Below are 17,677 nucleotides of genomic sequence, written 5' to 3'. Positions count from 1 at the left end.
CCGGCGGGCGGTCAGGGCTCAGAGCGCGGCGGCGAGCGCGGCGGCCGCCGCGTGGTCGAGCCTCCCGTCCACCACCGCCGTGACGACACGCCTGGTCAGCGTGTCCGCGACGATCAGCGGCCGGTCCCAGGCCAGCGCCTGGCCCACCCCCGGATACTCCTCGACGCGTACGAACCAGGGGTCGTCGCCGTCCTGCGCGAACACCAGCGTCCAGTCCCGCCCGTCCGGGTCGGTGCCGGACATGGCGATCCAGCGGTCCCGGCTGCCGTGCACCGCCCGCTCGTCCCCCGGCAGGGTCGTCCTGGCGGTCGAGGAGCCGGGGGCGCGCCAGAAGAAGCCGCCGTAGCCGGCGCCCGCGCGGCCCTTGGTGGCCGAGCTGTTGATCTCCAGCGGGGCTCCGGTGAGGTTGGTGAGCGTGAACGCGAAGTCCAGGGCCCAGGCGTCCTGGAGCGGCCGTACGGTGACCGCGCGCTCCTCGCGGGCCATCAGCCTGCCGCCGGGCCCGATCCACTCCAGTTGCTCGACGAAGCCGCCGTCGTCGAGCCGCGAGAACGCCACGTGCCGCTGGACGCCGTGGTCGTCGAGCCAGGTGGGCCCCTGGTCCCTGACGTAGGTGCGGCCGCCCCAGAAGTTCGCCCCGCCCAGGTCCGCGATGGCCACCCCGGCGCCGAGGTGGTGGACGTGGTCCTCGGGCCTGACCTCGGTGACCTCGACGCCGCCCAGCGTACGCACCTCGTGCAGGTAGGGGCGGGGGGAGTCGGTCGCCGGCAGGTCGGGCCGCGTCTCGTAGCGGGCCACCGGGCGTTCGCCGGCCAGCAGCTCCACCCGGGTCCATGGCACGTCCAGCTCGGAGTAGAGCGCCAGCCGCTCGGCGCTGCGGGCGGTGAGGCCGGCGATGCCCGGCAGGACCCGGCGCACGACCGCGCCCGCGCCATCCCGCTCGACCTCCTGGTGCCGCTCGGCGATCGGCAGCGGCTCGGGCGCCAGCCGCACCGCGTCGAGCACCTGCGTGAACCTCTCCGTACGGGCCAGCGGGACCAGCAGCGGGGTCCCCGTGCGCACGTGGTCGAGCAGGTTGTCCAGCAGGTCCGTACGGTCGTACACGGTGGTCGTGACCGACCCGTCCGGCAGCTCGACCCTGACGCTGTCCTGGGTGTAGACGAGCGTGGCCCGGCCCGCGTCGCCGTGCACCACCAGATACGGCTCGTGCCGCTCCGGCGCGCACAACGACACCGCGACGGTGAGCACGAGGCCGTCGTCGAGGCGGATCCGCACGCAGGACGTGTCGTCCGACTCGATCGTGTTGGCGCGGTAGAGCTCGGTCTCGATGTCCGCGATCGGGCTGTCCACGAGGGCCAGGGCGGTGGCCACGGCGTGCGCGAACGGGTTGGTGAGCGCGCCGTCCACCACGTCGGCGCCGTCCAGCCGGCGCCTGCCCGACCAGGCCGAGCGGGTGAAGTAGGAGGCGGGACGCTCCCAGGCGCCCGCGCCGCCGATGCCGCGCACCCGTCCGAGGCCGCCGCCCGCGATCAGCTCGCGCAGCGCCGGGATCGCCTCGGAGCCGAGCGACTGGAAGCCGACCTGGCAGGCCAGCCCCGTCTCCGCGACGGCGGCGGCGATCTTCCGGTGCGCCTCGGGCGTCGCGGCCGGCGGCTTCTCCAGCAGCACGTGTGAGCCCGCGTGCAGCGCGGTCACCGCGAGGTCGGCGTGGGTGTGGATCGGCGTGCAGATGATCGTGATCTCCGCGCCGGTCTTCGCGATCAGCTCGCGCAGGTCGGGCGACTGCAGGGGCGCGCCGAAGCCGACCTCGACCGGGCGCACGTCGCAGATCCCGGACAGCTCGGCCACGCCGGAGTCCGACAGCAGGTGCAGCTGACGCAGGTGGTGCTGGCCGTGCCCGTGGGCTCCGGCCAGCACGATTCTCGCCGGCGCCATCACGACCACCTCAGCCCGAGCCCGGCGTGCGCGCCCGCGCGGAGGGCGCCGCCGGAGATCTCCACCGGGTACGGCTCGGCCAGCAGCCCGAGGGCGGCGAACGAGGCGTCCTCCACGTCCTCGACCATGGCGGGCAGCGGCAGGGCCAGCGCGAGCTGCCCCGACATCTCGCTCAGCAGGTGCGGGTAGACCGGCACGTCGTACGTCCTGGCCAGCTCCACGATCCGCAGGAACGGCGTGATGCCGCCGACCCGCGCCACGTTCGGCTGGACGACGTCGCACGCGCCGGCCGCCAGCAGGTCGCGGAAGCCGTACGTGGTGTAGACGTTCTCGCCGACGGCGACCGGCACGTCGGTGGAGCGGCGCAGCTCCACGTGCGCGGCCACGTCGTCGGCGGGCAGCGGCTCCTCGATCCAGTGCAGGTCGAACGCGCGCAGCGCGGCGAGGGCCCGCCGCGCCCGGTGCAGGTCCCACCGCTGGTTGGCGTCGATCATCAGCAGCCGGTCGGGGCCGATCACCTCGCGGACCGCGGCCACCCGGGCCACGTCCTCGGCCAGGTCGGGACGGCCCACCTTGATCTTGACGCCCCGGTGGCCGGCCGCGACCCAGCGGCGGGCCTGCGCGACCAGCTCCTCCAGGGAGTAGTGCAGATTGACGCCGCTGCCGTAGACGGGGACCTCGTCGCGCCGCCGCCCGAGCACGCCGGCCAGGTCGCGCTCGCCGCAGCGCAGGTCCCACAGCGCCAGGTCGACGCCGGCCAGCGCGACGGTGGTGATCCCGCCGGGCCCCGCCTCCCGCAGGTGCCGCCAGAGCCGGTCCCACACCACCTCGGGGTGCGGGTCGAGACCGATCAGCGCCTCCCGCACGTCGTGGTCGAGCAGCGCCTTGACGGCGTGCGCGCCGATCTGCGGCGTCCACGAGAAGCCGCTGCCGGTGCGCCCGTCCGCCAGCGTGACATGGGTGACGATCACGTGGTTGGCCGGCACGTCCGCGCCCCAGGGGCGGGGCAGCGGGACGCTGCGCAGCTCGGTACGCAGCTCGGCGACGGTCATGACGCCACCAGTTCGAGACCGGTCTTGATCAGTGCCTCCAGCTCCTCGAGATGCTCGCCGGTGACGTCCACCAGCGGCGGGCGGACGCCGCCCACGTCCAGGCCGCGCAGCCGGACGCCCGCCTTGACCAGCGAGACCGGGTAGCCGGGGACCTTGCCGCGCAGCCGTACGAGGGGGGCGTAGAACTCCGTCAGCAGCCGCTCGTCGCCGTTCAGGTAGGCCGTGGCGATCTCCGGCGCGAACGCGAACACCGCGCTGGAGTAGAGCTCGACGCCGATGCCCCGGTAGGCGGGCATGGTCAGCTCGGCCGTCGGCAGCCCGTTGAAGAACAGGAACCCGGGGAACATCTCGCGCACGGCCAGCACGGTCCGCTGCATCCGGTCGATGTCGCCCAGGCCGTCCTTGAGCCCGATCACCCCGGGGATCCCGGCCAGCTCGACCACGGTGTCGGGCTCCAGCACGACCGTGCCGCGCTGGTAGATGATCACCGGCAGCTCGGCGGCGATCGCCGACACGTACGCGGCGTAGCCGTGCCCCGGCCCCTGCGCCAGGTACGGCGGCATGAGCAGCAGCCCGTCCGCGCCCGCCTCCTTGGCGGCCCGCGCCTGGCTCAGCGCCGCGCCGAGCGGGCCGCCCGCGCCCGCGAACACCGGCACCCGGCCGCCCACGGCCTCGGCCGCCACCCGCACCGCGCGGGCGTGCTCGGCCTCCGACAGGGCGGAGAACTCGCCGGTGCCGCAGGCTGCGAAGACGGCGCCCGGGCCGTGCTCCATGCCCTGGGCAACGTGCTCGGCCAGCACCTCCTCGGCGAGCCCGCCGCCGGCGTCGAACGGGGTCACGGGGAAGAACAGCACACCGCTGAGATTCATCAGACGTCCTTGAGTTCGGTGCGCCAGCTCCGCTTCGGCTGCCAGCCGAGCAGGCGCTCTGCCTTGGTGGTCGAGAAGGCCGGGGTGGTGCCGGTGAGCCCGGCCGCCAGCTGCTCGGTGCCGGGCACGGCCTGGGGGAGCAGCTCGGCCAGCGGCTTCCTGGCCAGCGCGTCGGCTGCGCCGGCGAAGAAGACCTCGCCGTTCGGCAGCTCCGGCAGGGCCTGGGCGAGCACGGCGATCATGTCGGCGGCGTCGCGGGAGTCGATGTAGTTGAACAGCGAGACGCCGGCGAGCTCCGGCCGGTCCAGCCGCTCCTTCACGGTGTGCCCCGACTGGGTCGGCGCGCCCGCCCACTCCTCGGGCGGGATGACGAAGCACGGCCGGACCGCGGCCATCCTGGTCGTCCCGGCCACGGCGAAGGCCTTCATCGTCTGCTCGGCCGCCACCTTGGACAGGTTGTAGGCGTTCCACGGCCGCACGGGGTGTTCCTCGTCGATCGGCAGGTACGCCGGCGCCCAGCCGCCGGGGGCGCCGTACCCGAGCACGGTGGGGCTGCTGGCCACGACCACGCCGGCCACGCCGAGCGCCACGGACGCCTCGCAGACGTTGAACGCCAGCTGGGTGTTGACCTTGTAGATCACCGACTCCGGGCGGCTGAAGGGGGTGGCGATCGCGGCCAGATGGATCACCGTCTCCGGCCGGAATCGGGCGATCGTCTCGAACGCCTCTCCCGTGTCGGTGAGGTCGGCGGGTAAGGTGGCGGCGGCCTCACCTGGGGTTCCTGGGGCGCGGTCCACGCCGATGACCTCGTGCCCGGCCTTCGCGAGCGTTGTGACCACGCTGCGGCCGAGGCGTCCTGCGCTTCCGGTGACGAGGACTCTGCTCACCGTGAGGGGCTCCTTCGAGACTGCAAACAGTTGCACTAAACCTTTGTGTCAGGAAGGGCAGGGCGTCAAGAGGTGATTTCATGACCGGCGGCCTAGCTGGGGTTTTCTGGTTGCTCAGGGTGCGGGATAGTACAGCAAGCGCTTTCATCTGCCCCATGGCCTCTGCAAGCGGTTGCGTTAGGGTGTGCGATTGTGACTGTGACGATTCGTGATGTGGCCCGGGCCTCCGGTGTGCATGTATCGACCGTGTCGCGGACGTTCTCCGCGCCGCACATGGTGAACGCCGCCACCCGTACGCGGGTGCTGACGGTGGCCGAGGAGCTCGGATACCGGCCCAACAGGGCGGCCAGGGCGCTCACGACTGGGCGCACCCACAACCTCGGCCTGATCGTGGCCGACATCGCCAACCCGTTCTTCCCGCCGCTGATCAAGGCCGCCCACGCGGCCGCCAGGCAGCGCGACTACCACCTGTTCGTGGCCGACACCGACGAGGAGCCGGCCGCCGAGGAGGAGCTGGTGCAGGCGTTCTCCAAGCAGGTGGACGGCGTGGTGCTGTGCAGCCCGCGCTCGTCCAACAAGGCGCTGGAGCGGCTGGCCGAGCGGGTGCCCTTCGTGGTGATCAACCGGCGGCTGCGGGGGGCCGCCACCGTGCTGATGGACGTCGGCCACGGCGCCAGGCTGGCCGTCGAGCATCTGGCCGGGCTCGGGCACCGCCGGGTGGCGCTGGTGTCGGGTCCCGCCGGCTCGTGGACGAGCGCGGAGATCCGCGCCGCCGCCGAGCAGGTGCCGGGCGTGGAGCTCGCCGTCATCGGCCCCAACGCGCCCACGGAGCGGGGCGGTCTCGCCGCCGCGGGCCGGGTGCGCGACGCCGGGGTGACCGGCGTGCTGGCCTACAACGACCTGGTCGCGATCGGGCTCATCGAGGGCCTCGGCGATCTGGGGCTGAGCGTTCCCGCGGACGTGAGCGTCGTGGGGATCGACGATATCGTGCCAGGACGGCTCAACCGTCCCAAACTCACCACGGTCGCCATGCCCACCGCCGCGGCGGGGCGGCTCGCGGTCGATCTGCTCATCCAGGAGGTGAGCGCCACCACCTCGTTGGAGACCCGGCTGGTCGTCAGGGATTCCACGGCTGCTCCGCGTTAGCGGAGAACTGCAAACGGTTGTACTAAACGAGGGTCGAATTCATCTGACTTCTGTCGAGGCCAACTCGTCTAGCAGGGCAAACGCGTCAACGATATATCGGTAACGGCTAGGTAACGGCTGCAAAGGGTTGACGCATCTTTCGTGCCAGCTATAGGAAAGCGCTATCCAGTACTCATCTCGCCGGAGGGTTCTTCATGAGGAGTGAGTTCCGTCATGGCTGACTCGGTGGCGGTGAAGCCCCGGGAGGCGGTGACCGGACCCGCGCGTGGTGGCGGACACCGCTCCACGAAACGCTCCCGTCGCGAGGCGCGGGCCGCCTATCTCTTCCTGGCCCCCTGGTTCGCCGGCCTGCTCGTCATCACGATCGGCCCGATCCTCGCCTCGCTCTACCTGTCGTTCACCGACTACAGCCTCCTGGAGGAGGCCAAGTGGGTCGGCTTCGACAACTACGTCAAGATGTTCACCGAGGACCCGAGGTACATCTCCTCGCTGAAGGTCACCACGATCTACGTGGTCGTCTCGGTGCCGCTGCAACTCGCCTTCGCGCTCGCGCTGGCCCTGGTGCTCGACCGCGGGCTGCGCGGCCTGGCGATCTACCGCTCGATCTTCTACCTGCCCTCGCTGCTCGGCGGCAGCGTCGCGATCGCGATCCTCTGGCGCAAGGTCTTCGGCGCCGACGGCCTGGTCAACGCGCTGCTGGGGGCATTCGGCATCCAGGGCCCCGGCTGGGTCGGCCACCCCGACTACGCCCTCGGCACGCTGATCATCCTGCACGTGTGGACGTTCGGCGCCCCTATGATCATCTTCCTGGCGGGGCTCCGCCAGATCCCCAGCAGCTATTACGAGGCCGCCGCGGTCGACGGCGCCGGCCCGCTGCGGCAGTTCAGGGCGATCACGCTGCCGCTGCTGACGCCGATCATCTTCTTCAACCTGGTGCTCGAGATCATCAAGTCGTTCCAGTCGTTCACGCAGTCGTTCATCGTGAGCAACGGCACCGGCGGCCCCGCCGACTCGACGCTGTTCTACACGCTCTACCTCTACCTGAACGGATTCAGGGACTACGACATGGGCTACGCGGCCGCGATGGCGTGGGTCCTGCTGCTCATCATCGCCGGGCTGACCGGGGTGAACTTCCTCGCTTCCAAGTATTGGGTCTTCTATGGCGACACCAAGTAGGCCGCTTCCGGTTCTGTTCCGCCCGCTCAAGGGCGGACCGGTGGTCAAGCACCTCCTGCTGATCGGCTTCGGCGTGATCATGCTCTATCCGCTGCTCTGGATGGTCTCCAGCTCGCTCAAGCCGGAGGAGCTCATCTTCCGGCAGCCCGGCCTGCTGCCGAACGAGGTCACGCTGGACAACTACACCGAGGGCTGGACCGCGCTGAAGCACCCCTTCGGCTACTACCTGTGGAACTCCGCCGTCATCACCGCGCTGTCGGTGGTGGCGAACCTGGTGGCCTGCTCGCTGGCCGCCTACGCCTTCGCGCGGCTGAACTTCCCGCTGAAGAAACTCTGGTTCACGATCATGCTGGGCACGATCATGTTGCCGCACCACGTGGTGATCGTGCCGCAGTACATCATGTTCTCCGAGCTGGACCTGATCAACACGATCTGGCCGCTGGTCATGCCGAAGGTGCTGGCCACCGACGCGTTCTTCATCTTCCTCATGGTGCAGTTCATCCGCACCCTGCCGAGGGAGCTGGACGAGGCGGCCGAGATCGACGGCGCGGGCTACTGGCGCATCTTCATCAGGGTCGTCATGCCGCTCTCGCTGCCCGCCCTGGCCACCACCGCGATCTTCACGTTCATCTGGACGTGGAACGACTTCCTCAGCCAGCTGCTCTATCTCAACAACCCGGACAACTTCACTGTCCCGGTCGCGTTGCGGACGTTCCTGGACTCTAGTGGAGAGTCGTCGTGGGGCCCTATGTTCGCCATGTCGATCATCGCGCTCGGCCCGATCTTCGGTTTCTTCCTGGCCGGGCAGAAGTACCTGATCCGTGGTGTCGCCACCACGGGACTGAAGTAGTCACCCCACCCCCCCAACCCAAGAAGACCCCCCTAGGAGGTAGAGCCGTGAGCTCTGGCAAGAAGATGTGGTCGGCGGCCCTGCTCGCCACCGCCGTGCTGGCGGTCACCGCGGCCTGCGGCAGTGACAGCGGCGGCGAGAGCACCGATGGCAAGGTCAAGGTGCGCTTCTCCTACTGGGGCAGCGACGCACGGCAGACCATGACCGAAGAGGCGATCAAGAAGTTCGAGGCGAAGAACCCGAACATCGACATCGAGGGCGAGTTCTCCGACTTCGGCAGCTACTACGAGACGCTGGCCACCAAGGTCGCGGGCAACGACGCGCCGGACGTCATCACCATCGAGATCCGCGGCCTGCGCGAATACGCCGAGCGCGGCGCGCTGGCCGACCTCGCCGGCAAGGTCAACACCGCCGACATCGACGCCAAGGTGCTGGCCACCGGCGCCCTCGACGGCAAGCAGTACGCCATCCCCACCGGCGTCAACGCCTTCAGCCTGGTCGTCAACCCGGCCCTGGTCGAGAAGAACGGGCAGAAGCTGCCCGACGACACCACGTGGACCTGGAAGGACTACATCGACCTGGCGACGAAGATCACCGCCGAGAGTGGCGGCAAGGTCTTCGGCACGCAGCAGAGCTTCAACCCCGGTTACCTGCAGATCTTCGCCGCCCAGCGCGGCGAGCAGTTCTACCAGGGCAACAAGCTCGGCATCTCGCCCGACACGCTCAAGGCGTGGTGGGCCAACATGCAGGCCCTGATCAAGTCCAAGGGCACCCCCGACGCCGCCAAGAGCGTCGAGATCGGCGCCCAGAGCGTGGACCAGTCGCTGCTCGGCACCAACACCGGCGCGATGGGCATGTGGTGGAGCAACCAGCTCGGCGCCATCAACAAGGCGTCGGGCCAGGACGTCGGCCTGCTGCGGATGCCGAAGGCGGAGGGCGCCACCACCGGCGGCATGTTCCTGCAGCCGGCGATGCTCTACACCGCCTCGTCGAAGACCGAGCACCCGGCCGAGGCCGCCAAGTTCATCGACTTCATGATCAACGACCCCGAGGCGGGCGAGATCATCCTGAGCGACCGCGGCCTTCCGGCCAGCTCCAAGGTCCTGGCGGCGGTCAAGGACAAGCTGCCGGCCACCGACATCAAGACGCTGGACTTCATCGACGAGGTCAGGAGCGAGCTGTCGGACCCGCCGGCCGCGCCGCCCAAGGGCGCCAGCGCCATGGAAGACATCCTGACGCGGTATTCGGAGGAGGTCCTGTTCGGCAGGATGACCCCCGACGACGCCGCACAGAAGTTCCTGACCGAGGCCAACGCCTCGATCGCGGGCTGATCCTTCGCACCAGAGGAGAGACATGAAGTACGCGTTCGTCGGGCTCGGGCACCGCGCGCAGATGTACGTCGACGCGCTGCTCGGGGAGTGGCGCGACGCCGGCACCATCGTCGCCCTGTGCGACACCAACCGCACCCGCATGGACTACTACGCCGAGCGGATCGGTGCCCAGGTGCCGCGTTTCTCGCCCGCTGAGTTCGGCAAGGTGCTCGAGCTCGCCGACGCGGTCATCGTCACCACGGTCGACGCCGCGCACGCCCGTTACGTGTGCGCGGCGCTCGACGCCGGCAAGGACGTCGTCGTCGAGAAGCCGCTCACCGTCGACGCCGAGGGTTGCGCGGCCATCGCGGCGTCGGCCGAGCGCAGCAGCGGCAAGCTGATCGTCACCTTCAACTACCGCTACTCGCCGCGCAACTCCGCCGTGCGCCGCATCCTCATGGACGGCGCGATCGGCGAGGTGACCTCCGTGCACTTCGAGTGGACGCTCGACACGATCCACGGCGCCGACTACTTCCGCCGCTGGCACCGCGACAGGGACAGCTCGGGCGGCCTGCTCGTGCACAAGTCCACCCACCACTTCGATCTGGTCAACTGGTGGCTGGCGGCGGCGCCCGAACTGGTCTTCGCCCAGACCGACCTGCGCTTCTACGGCGCCGAGAACGCCAGGAAACGCGGGCTCGACCCGCGCCCCGAGCGCGGGCAGGGCGCCCCAGGCCTGGGCAGCGACCCGTTCATCCTGGACATCTCCGCCGACCCGCGCCTCAAGCGCCTCTACCTCGACGCCGAGCACGAGGACGGCTACGTGCGCGACCAGGACGTCTTCGGCGAGGGCGTCACCATCGACGACAACATGTCCGTGCTGGTGCGCTACACCAACCGCGCGATCATGACGTACTCGCTGCACGCCCACGCCCCCTGGGAGGGCTACCGCGTGGCCTTCAACGGCACGGAGGGGCGGCTGGAGCTGGACGTCGTCGAGCGGGAGTGGACGCCGCCGCACGCCGCCATCGACCCGAGCGCCGCCTCCAAGGAGCACGCGTCGGGGGCGTGGGAGCGGCTCACGCTGCGCCGCCACTGGAGCAGGCCCGAGGAGGTGCCGATCGAGAGCGGGGCCGGAGGGCACGGCGGCGGCGACCGCCTCCTGCTCGACGACGTCTTCCGCGGCCCCGGCGACGACCCGCTGGCCCGGCAGGCCGGCTACCGCGACGGCATCCGCAGCGTGCTGACGGGCGTCGCGGCCACCCTGTCCGCCCGCACCGGGGCCCCCGTGATCCTGGAGGACGACGGCACACGTGTTCGCTGAGCTGGCGCAGATCGCCGCGGCGCAGCGCGGGCTCTACCCCGTGCTCGGAGGGCCCGAGCTGCGCGCGGCGGCCCGTACGGCGATGGGGGTGCTCGACCTGGCCGCCGCTGACGTGCGGGTCGAGCGCACCTGGACCGACGGCGACCTGGCGGGCGAGGAACTGTCCTGGTCGGTGGGGTTCGGGCCGCGCACCCGCGCGTTCCTGCTGCGCCCGCGCGACGCGGACGGGCCGCTGCCCGGGGTGGTGGCGCTGCACTGCCACGCCGGGATGAAGTGGGCCGGCAAGGAGAAGATCGCCGACGGTCCCGAAGGGCCGTCGCCCGAGGTGAGCAGGCTGCGGCAGGACCTGTACGGCGGGCGCGCGTTCGTCAACGAGCTGGCCCGCCGGGGCTTCGCGGTGCTCGCGCACGACGTGTTCGTCTGGGGCAGCCGCCGCTTCCCGCTGGAGACCGGGGACGGCGCGGAGAGCGAGGCCGACCGCTACGACCTGGCCGCCGTCGCGCACGAGCACGTCGTGGCCAAACACTGCGCGATGCTCGGCACGTCGTTCGCGGGCGTGGTCGCGGGCGAGGACCTGGCCGCGGCGGCGTACCTGCGTTCCCGGCCGGACGTAGGGCCGGTCGGGTGCGCGGGACTGTCGGGCGGCGGGTTGCGCGCCGGGCTGCTCGGCGCCTTCGACCCGCAGGTGCGCGCGGTCGTCGTCGCCGCGATGATGTCCTCCTACCGCGACATGCTCGGCGGGCACGTCGCCAGGCACACCTGGATGTTCTACCCGCCGGGCCTGCCCCGTCTGGGCGACTGGCCCGACCTGGTGGCCGCCCGCGCCCCCGGCCCTCTCATGGTCCAGTACGCCCTGCGCGACGACCTGTTCCCCGAGCCGGGGATGCGGCGCGCCCACGCCACGATCGGCGAACGTTACCGCGACGCCCCGGAAGCGTACGAGGCGGTGTTCGCCGACGTGCCGCACAGCTTCGACGTGCCCATGCAGGAGCGGGCCTTCGACTGGCTGGCCCGCCGGCTGGCGGGCTGACGGACGGCCGCCGCCCGGCCTGCCACGGGCGGCGGCGCTCCTGCCACGTGCGGCGCTAGTCGGACTTCTTCCAGGTGGCGATGAGCTTGTCGTAGTCGAGCGTCTCGGGCTTGCCGCGCTCGTCGGTCAGCTTCGGCGCGGGGGCGCCGGGCTGGTCGTACCAGTACTGGGCGTCACGCTCCGGGTTGAGCTTCGGCGCGCACTGGCCGCCGTAGCCCTCCCGCTCGCGCGAGAGCCGCTCCAGCCGGGACAGGATGTCGTCCTGCTGCTTGGCCAGGTTGTCCATCGACTGCTGCGGCGTGGTCTCGCCGGTCACGGCCGTGGCCACGTTCTGCCACCACAGCTGGGCCAGCTTGGGGTAGTCGGGCACGTTGGTGCCGGTCGGGGTCCACTGCTTGCGGGCCGGCGAGCCGTAGAACTCGATGAGCCCGCCGTACTTCTTGGAGTTCTCGGCGAAGTAGTCGCTCCTGATGTCGGAGTCGCGGATGAACGTCAGGCCGACGATCGACTTCTTCAGCGACACGGTCTTCGACGTGACGAACTGCGCGTACAGCCAGGCGGCGGCCCTGCGCTCCTCCGGCGTGCTCTTCAGCAGCGTCCACGAGCCCGCGTCCTGGTAGCCGAGCTTGTTGCCCTCCTTCCAGTACGCCCCGTGCGGGCTCGGCGCGATGCGCCACCTGGGCGTGCCGTCCTCGTTGACCACGGACAGCCCGGGCTTGGTCATGTCGGCGGTGAACGAGGTGTACCAGAAGATCTGCTGGGCGATGTGGCCCTGGGCGGGGACCGGGCCCGCCTCGCTGAAGTTCATGCCCGCCGCTTCCTTGGGGGCGTACTTCTTGAGCCAGTCGACGTACTTGGTGAGCGAGTAGACCGCCGCGGGGCCGTTGGTGTCGCCGCCGCGCGTGACGGACGAGCCGACCGGGCGGCAGTTCTCGACTCTGATGCCCCAGTCGTCCACCGGCAGGCCGTTGGGGATGCCGGGGTCGCCGTTGCCCGCCATGGACAACCACGAGTCGGTGAAGCGCCAGCCGAGCGACGGGTCCTTACGGCCGTAGTCCATGTGGCCGTAGACCTTCTTGCCGTCGATGGTGCCGTCGCCGTTGACCTTGTTGGTGAAGAAGTCGGCGATGTCCTCGTAGGCCGCCCAGTTGACCGGCACGCCGAGGTCGTAGCCGTAGGCGTCCTTGAACTGCTTCTTGATGTCGGGGTCGGTGAACCAGTCGTAGCGGAACCAGTAGAGGTTGGCGAACTGCTGGTCGGGCAGCTGGTAGATCTTCTTGTCGGGGCCGGTGGTGAAGCTGATGCCGATGAAGTCGTCGAGGTCGAGCGTGGGCGAGGTGACGTTCTTGCCCTCGCCCGCCATGTAGTCCGACAGCGGGAGCACGTAGTCGCCGCGCGAGTGGGTGCCGATGAGGTCGGAGTCGTTGACGTAGGCGTCGTAGATGTTCTGGTCGCCCTGGATCTGGGTCTGGAGCTTCTCGATGACGTCACCCTCCTGGATCAGATCGTGCTTGATCTTGATCCCGGTGATCTCGGTGAACGCCTTGGCGAGCTGGCGCGACTCGTACTCGTGCGTGGTGATCGTCTCGGAGACCACGTTGATCTGCATGCCCCGGTACGGGGCCGCGGCCTTCATGAACCACTCCATCTCGGCGAGTTGCTCGTCCTTGCTCAGCGTGCTCGGGGTGAACTCCTCCGACACCCACCGCTGGGCGGCGGCCCGGCCGTCGGCCTCCTTGAAGTCGCTCGTGGGCTTGTCCGCGCCCTGCGTGCAGCCGGCCACCACCAGGATGAGCGCCGCCGCTCCCATGGTCGCGGACCTCGTCGTCCGTCGCCTCATCGTCTGACTCCCTTTCCGTTAGCCCCATATGCCGATCGCGACCGCCACGAGCAGCGCGCAGCCGAGCGCGAGCCACATGGACAGGTCGGTGATTGCGATCCAGCCCGCCAGCACGACGGCGGCGCTGATCAGGCCGATGTAGAGCCGGTCGCCCCGATCGGTCTCGATGCGCAGGAAGCCCCGCCTGGCCACGGGAGGCGAGATGCGGCCCCAGACCGTCATGGCGATCAGCAGCACGGCGAGTCCGGCGAAGACCAGGGCCGTGGGGACGGTCCAGACCATCCAGTCGAGCACGGCTACACCCTCCCCATGGCGAAGCCCTTGGCGATGTAGTTGCGGACGAACCAGATGACGATCGCGCCCGGCACGATCGTCAGCACTCCGGCTGTCGCCAGCAGGCCCCAGTCGACGCCCGCCGCGCTCACCGTCCGCGTCATCGACGCGGCGATGGGCTTGGCGTTCACCGAGGTGATGGTCCTGGCGATCAGGAGTTCGACCCAGCTGAACATGAAGCAGAAGAACGCGGTCACGCCGATGGCCGAGCGGATCATCGGCAGGAATATCCGGATGAAGAAACGTGGCAGCGAATAGCCGTCGATCGCGGCGGTCTCGTCGATCTCCCGGGGAATTCCCGACATGAAACCCTCGAGAATCCAGACGGCGAGCGGCACGTTGAAGAGCATGTGCGCGATGGCCACGCCGAGGTGCGTGTCGAAGAGGCCGACGCTCTGGTAGATCTGGAAGAACGGCAGCAGGAACACCGCCGGCGGCGCCATCCGGTTCGTCAGCAGCCAGAAGAACAGATGTTTGTCACCGGCGAACCGGAAACGCGAGAAGGCGTAGGCCGCGGGCAACGCCACAATGAGCGACATCACGGCGTTGAGCGAGGTGTAGATGATGGAGTTGAGGTAGCTCGAATACCACGACGTCTCCCCGAAGAACGTGGCGTAGTTGTCGAACGTCACGCGTTCGGGGATGAGCGAGAAACTGCCGAGGATGTCCTCGTTCGGCCGGATCGACATGCCGAACATCCACAGGATCGGCAACATGAGCGTGGCCACGTAGAGCCAGAAGACCGTGCGCGCCCACGGGAGCCGTCTCATCGGTTCACCTTCCCGACCTGGTCAGCACGGTGAAGAAGACGTAACAGAGGATCTGCACGAACAGGAAGTAGAGCAGCGAGAACGCGCCCGCCGGGCCCAGGTCGAACTGGCCGACCGCGATCTTCGACAGCAGGATGCTCAGGAACGACGTCGCGTTCCCCGGCCCGCCGCCCGTCACCACGAACGGCTCGGTGTAGATCATGAAGCTGTCCATGAACCTGAGCAGGATCGCGATCGTCAGCACCCCGCGCAGCCGGGGCAGCTGGATGTGGCGGAAGGTCGCCCACGCCGAGGCGCCGTCGATCTGCGCGGCCTGGAAGTACGGCTGGGGGATCGAGCGCAGTCCCGCGTACGCCAGCAGCGCCACCAGCGGCGTCCAGTGCCACACGTCCATGACCAGCACGGTGAGCCAGGCGTCGGTGGAGTCGAGCGTGTAGTTGAAGTTGACGCCGAGCACGTTGTTGATCGCCCAGCCGCCCAGGCCGATGTCGCCGCGGGCGAAGATCTGCCAGATCGTGCCCACCACGTTCCACGGGATGAGCAGCGGCAGCGCGACCAGCACCAGCGCCACCGACACCGAGACGCCGCGGCGCGGCATCGCCACGGCGATGGCCACCCCGAGCGGGATCTCGATCAGCAGCACCTGCGCCGAGAACAGCAGCGTGCGCACGAACGCCCCGCGCACCTCGGGGTCGCGGGCGATCTCGCGGAACCACTCCAGGCCGACGAAGATGCGCTCGCTCGGGCTGAAGACGTCCTGGACGGAGTAGTTGACCACGGTCATCAGCGGGATCACCGCCGTGAACGCCACCGACACGACCACCGGCAGGACCAGCCACCACGCGCGGTTGTTCTTCGGCCTGGGGTCCACCCGGGCGTCCTTGGCCTCCTCGGCCGGAGGGGGCGCGGGTTCGGCGGCGCCGGCCGGGCTCTGCGCGACGGTGGTCTGGTCGGTCATGCCGGCCCCCTTCCGTTCAGCGGCGCGAGGGAGCCGCACCTGACCTCGTCGCGGAACAGGTACGTCCGCTCCGCGGGGAAGTGGAGGAACACGGCCGCGTCCGGCTCGCAGGCGGAGCCTGCCTCGGTCTTGACGACCACCGGGTGTTCGCCGACCCGGGTGTGCACGAGGTCGTACGCGCCCATGCGGTCGATCCCGGTGACCGTGGCGGAGGCGCCGGGGGAGGCGTCGGGCCCGGCGATCCGGACGAACTCGGGCCGCACCCCGATCCTGACCGGTCCCGGCGGCAGCCCGTCGGGCGCGGCGCCCACGTCGGTGGCGTCGACGCGTACGACGCCGCCGCCGATCTCGGCGGGCACCATGTTCATGCCCGGCGAGCCGATGAAGTGCCCCACGAACTCGTGCGCCGGCGACAGGAACAGCTCGGCGGGCGGGCCCGCCTGCACGATCGCCCCGTCGTTGAGCACCACGACCTCGTCGGCGAAGGTCAGCGCCTCCGTCTGGTCGTGGGTCACGTAGATCAGCGTGTGGCCGGTGTCGCGGTGGATCTCCTTGAGCTTGCTGCGCAGCGTCCACTTGAGCGCCGGGTCGACCACGGTCAGCGGCTCGTCCAGCAGCACCGCCGCCACCTGGGGGCGCACCAGGCCGCGGCCCAGGCTGACGATCTGCTGGCGGCCCGGGTCGAGCCGGCGCGACCTGCGGCGCAGCACCTGGTCGAGGCCGAGGAGCTGGGAGACCTGGCGGACGCGCTGGTCCACCTCTTTCTTGGGAAATTTCCGGTTGCGGAGGGGGAAGGCGAGGTTGTCGTAGACCGACATCTCCTCGTACAGGACCGGGAACTGGAAGACCTGCGCGATGTTGCGGCCGGCCGTCGGCACGCCGGTGACCTCGCGGTCGCCGAACCAGATCCGGCCCGCCGTGGGCGTGATCAGGCCGGAGATGATGTTCAACAGCGTGGTCTTGCCGCAGCCGCTCGGCCCCAGCAGCGCGTACGCCCGGGAGCTCTGCCACGTCCAGGTCATCGGCTTGAGCGCCCACGTGCGGCCGCCGTCGTAGCTGTGTCCCACGCCTTCGAGGCGGATGTCAGCCATGCAGGTCGACCTCCGCGGCGCTGGTGGCGAGCAGGCGTCCCCCGGACTCGTCGAAGACGAAGACGTGCGCCGGGTCCACGTAGGCGACCGTGGACTCGCCCGGCGTGAAGAGCTGGGTGCCCTCCAGGTGGGCGACCAGGTGGAGGCCGCCTTGGAGCAGCAGGTGCAGGAACGTCGCGCTGCCGGTGACCTCGGCGAGCCGGATCTCGGCGGGCAGTTCGAGCGCGGCGTCGCCGTTGGGGGTGATGCTGACCTGGTGGGGGCGCACGCCGAGCATGACGCGGTGGCCGTCGGCGTGGGCGCGGGGCGCGGGGAACGAGGTGCCGAGGCACTCGATGCGGCCGTCGCGTACGACGCCGGGCAGCAGGTTGAGCGGCGGGTCGCTGAGCGTGGCCGCCACGGCCAGCGTGGGCGGGTGGGCGTACATCTCGGCCACCTCGCCGGTGTGCCGGACCCTGCCCTCGCCCAGGACCACGGTCGGCGCGGCGAACGTCAGCGCCTCGTTCGGGTCGGCGGTGGCGTAGAGGACGACGCCGGGGGAGCCCGCGAACATGGTCTTCAGGTCGGCGCGGAGTTGTTCGCGCAACTTGAAGTCCAGGTTGGCCAGGGGCTCGTCGAGCAGCAGCACGTCGACGGGGCGGGCCAGGGCGCGGGCGATGGCGGTGCGCTGCTGCTGGCCGCCCGACAGCTCGGCGGGCCGGCGGTCGAGCAGCCCCGCGATGCCCATGAGCTCGGCCACCTCGCGGACCCGCCGGTCGATCCCGTCGCGGCGGAACTTCGGGTCGAGGCGGAGCGGCGAGGCGATGTTCTCATAGACGGTCAGGGACGGGTAGTTGATGAACTGCTGATAGACGAAGGCGACCGAGCGTTTGCGCACGGAAATGCCGGTCACGTCCTTTCCGTCGACCACCACCCGGCCGGAGTCGGGCGGCAGTAAACCGGCTGCGACGCGCATCAATGTCGTCTTTCCCGCGGTCATGGGGCCGACGAGGGTGGTCATTCCATTCGGTAATTCCAGGTGAATGTCGTCGAGCCAGGTCTCCCCGCGCCGCCGCACGAAGACGCCATCGAGTATCAGCGTCACGGTGCCCGGTCCTCTCTGCCGG

At 70.1% G+C, this 17,677-nt stretch carries 16 protein-coding genes; 6 read left to right on the top strand and 10 right to left on the bottom strand.

Features of this window, described 5'->3' with window-relative positions; all coding sequences use genetic code 11:
* Positions 1-18 precede the first annotated feature (18 nt).
* From ABGA98_RS00150 to ABGA98_RS00135, 4 genes are read right to left on the bottom strand one after another with little or no spacing between them, the layout of a single operon-like run.
* Complete coding sequence (locus ABGA98_RS00150; protein ID WP_347616086.1) at positions 19-1,935, bottom strand: DUF6807 family protein; 1,917 nt, start codon at positions 1,933-1,935, stop codon at positions 19-21.
* The gene (locus ABGA98_RS00145) at positions 1,935-2,987 is read right to left on the bottom strand and encodes a mandelate racemase/muconate lactonizing enzyme family protein (RefSeq protein WP_347616085.1); all 1,053 of its coding nucleotides are present in this window, start codon (positions 2,985-2,987) and stop codon (positions 1,935-1,937) included. The genes ABGA98_RS00150 and ABGA98_RS00145 overlap by 1 nt, the downstream gene beginning before the upstream one ends.
* Positions 2,984-3,856, bottom strand: a complete 873-nt coding sequence (locus tag ABGA98_RS00140) for a 5-dehydro-4-deoxyglucarate dehydratase (RefSeq protein ID WP_347616084.1) — start codon at positions 3,854-3,856, stop codon at positions 2,984-2,986. The genes ABGA98_RS00145 and ABGA98_RS00140 overlap by 4 nt, the downstream gene beginning before the upstream one ends.
* A complete protein-coding gene (locus ABGA98_RS00135) occupies positions 3,856-4,743 on the bottom strand; it encodes an NAD(P)-dependent oxidoreductase (RefSeq protein ID WP_347616083.1) in 888 nt (295 codons plus the stop codon). Before ABGA98_RS00135 ends, ABGA98_RS00140 begins: the two co-directional genes overlap by 1 nt.
* A gap of 192 nt (positions 4,744-4,935) precedes the next feature.
* Here ABGA98_RS00135 and ABGA98_RS00130 point away from each other — a divergent pair, with 192 nt between their 5' ends.
* The 6 genes from ABGA98_RS00130 to ABGA98_RS00105 all read left to right on the top strand — a co-directional run bounded on the left by ABGA98_RS00130 (position 4,936) and on the right by ABGA98_RS00105 (position 11,579).
* A complete protein-coding gene (locus ABGA98_RS00130; RefSeq protein WP_347616082.1) occupies positions 4,936-5,889 on the top strand; it encodes a LacI family DNA-binding transcriptional regulator in 954 nt (317 codons plus the stop codon).
* A gap of 213 nt (positions 5,890-6,102) precedes the next feature.
* A complete protein-coding gene (locus tag ABGA98_RS00125; RefSeq protein ID WP_347616081.1) occupies positions 6,103-7,065 on the top strand; it encodes a sugar ABC transporter permease in 963 nt (320 codons plus the stop codon).
* A complete protein-coding gene (locus ABGA98_RS00120) occupies positions 7,049-7,915 on the top strand; it encodes a carbohydrate ABC transporter permease (RefSeq protein ID WP_347616080.1) in 867 nt (288 codons plus the stop codon). Before ABGA98_RS00125 ends, ABGA98_RS00120 begins: the two co-directional genes overlap by 17 nt.
* Positions 7,916-7,962: 47 nt before the next feature.
* The gene (locus tag ABGA98_RS00115; RefSeq protein ID WP_347616079.1) at positions 7,963-9,246 is read left to right on the top strand and encodes an extracellular solute-binding protein; all 1,284 of its coding nucleotides are present in this window, start codon (positions 7,963-7,965) and stop codon (positions 9,244-9,246) included.
* Positions 9,247-9,268: 22 nt separating this feature from the next.
* Positions 9,269-10,549, top strand: a complete 1,281-nt coding sequence (locus ABGA98_RS00110) for a Gfo/Idh/MocA family oxidoreductase (protein WP_347616078.1) — start codon at positions 9,269-9,271, stop codon at positions 10,547-10,549.
* Positions 10,539-11,579, top strand: coding sequence for a hypothetical protein (locus ABGA98_RS00105; RefSeq protein WP_347616077.1), 1,041 nt, complete (start codon positions 10,539-10,541; stop codon positions 11,577-11,579). Before ABGA98_RS00110 ends, ABGA98_RS00105 begins: the two co-directional genes overlap by 11 nt.
* 55 nt (positions 11,580-11,634) lie before the next feature.
* Here the strand turns inward: ABGA98_RS00105 and ABGA98_RS00100 are convergent, their stop codons facing one another.
* The 6 genes from ABGA98_RS00100 to ABGA98_RS00075 are packed head-to-tail and all read right to left on the bottom strand — an operon-like array spanning position 11,635 to position 17,655.
* Positions 11,635-13,419 carry an ABC transporter substrate-binding protein gene (locus ABGA98_RS00100; RefSeq protein ID WP_347616076.1) on the bottom strand — a complete coding sequence of 595 codons (1,785 nt, stop codon included), beginning with the start codon at positions 13,417-13,419 and terminating at the stop codon, positions 11,635-11,637.
* Between the two features lie 18 nt (positions 13,420-13,437).
* A complete protein-coding gene (locus ABGA98_RS00095; RefSeq protein WP_220446759.1) occupies positions 13,438-13,713 on the bottom strand; it encodes a DUF2160 family membrane protein in 276 nt (91 codons plus the stop codon).
* Positions 13,714-13,715: 2 nt separating this feature from the next.
* Entirely contained in the window at positions 13,716-14,522 is an 807-nt protein-coding gene (locus ABGA98_RS00090; protein WP_132504695.1) for a carbohydrate ABC transporter permease, read from the bottom strand.
* A 4-nt stretch (positions 14,523-14,526) separates the two neighbouring features.
* A complete protein-coding gene (locus ABGA98_RS00085) occupies positions 14,527-15,480 on the bottom strand; it encodes a sugar ABC transporter permease (protein ID WP_347616075.1) in 954 nt (317 codons plus the stop codon).
* Positions 15,477-16,571 (bottom strand): ABC transporter ATP-binding protein, encoded by a 1,095-nt coding sequence (locus tag ABGA98_RS00080; protein WP_347616074.1) that lies wholly within the window; start codon positions 16,569-16,571, stop codon positions 15,477-15,479. The genes ABGA98_RS00085 and ABGA98_RS00080 overlap by 4 nt, the downstream gene beginning before the upstream one ends.
* Positions 16,564-17,655, bottom strand: a complete 1,092-nt coding sequence (locus tag ABGA98_RS00075; protein ID WP_347616073.1) for an ABC transporter ATP-binding protein — start codon at positions 17,653-17,655, stop codon at positions 16,564-16,566. Before ABGA98_RS00075 ends, ABGA98_RS00080 begins: the two co-directional genes overlap by 8 nt.
* Between the last annotated feature and the right edge of the window lie 22 nt (positions 17,656-17,677).

Source organism: Nonomuraea sp. B1E8 (genome assembly GCF_039871515.1).
Classification (GTDB): domain Bacteria; phylum Actinomycetota; class Actinomycetes; order Streptosporangiales; family Streptosporangiaceae; genus Nonomuraea.
Note: the sequence above shows the minus strand (reverse complement) of the source record. Positions and strands in the feature narration are given on the sequence as shown.